Raw genomic sequence first — 251 nt, 5'->3', positions numbered from 1 at the left:
TGGGGTACGATTCCATATAATCTGAAGCTTAGAGGCTTTTCCTGGAAGTATGGCATCAACAACTTCATCACCGTAGTGACTCGTCTCGTGTCTCAGTCTTAAAGCAACCCGGATTTACCTAAGTCACCAACCTACTCACTTTCACATGGACTACCAACGCCATGCTTGTTTAGCCTGCTCCGTCCCCCCATCGCAATTATATCGAGTACAGAAATATTAATCTGTTTCCCATCGACTACGCCTTTCGGCCT

The 251-nt window shown here is 46.2% G+C and carries 1 rRNA gene; it reads right to left on the bottom strand.

Annotation, left to right across the window (positions count from 1 at the left end):
* Positions 1-251 (bottom strand): 23S ribosomal RNA (locus H5090_RS20640); the annotation flags it as partial.

The sequence above is a fragment of the Pseudoalteromonas sp. SR43-5 genome, from assembly GCF_014163835.1.
In the GTDB taxonomy this organism is placed as follows: domain Bacteria; phylum Pseudomonadota; class Gammaproteobacteria; order Enterobacterales; family Alteromonadaceae; genus Pseudoalteromonas; species Pseudoalteromonas distincta.
Note: the sequence above shows the minus strand (reverse complement) of the source record. Positions and strands in the feature narration are given on the sequence as shown.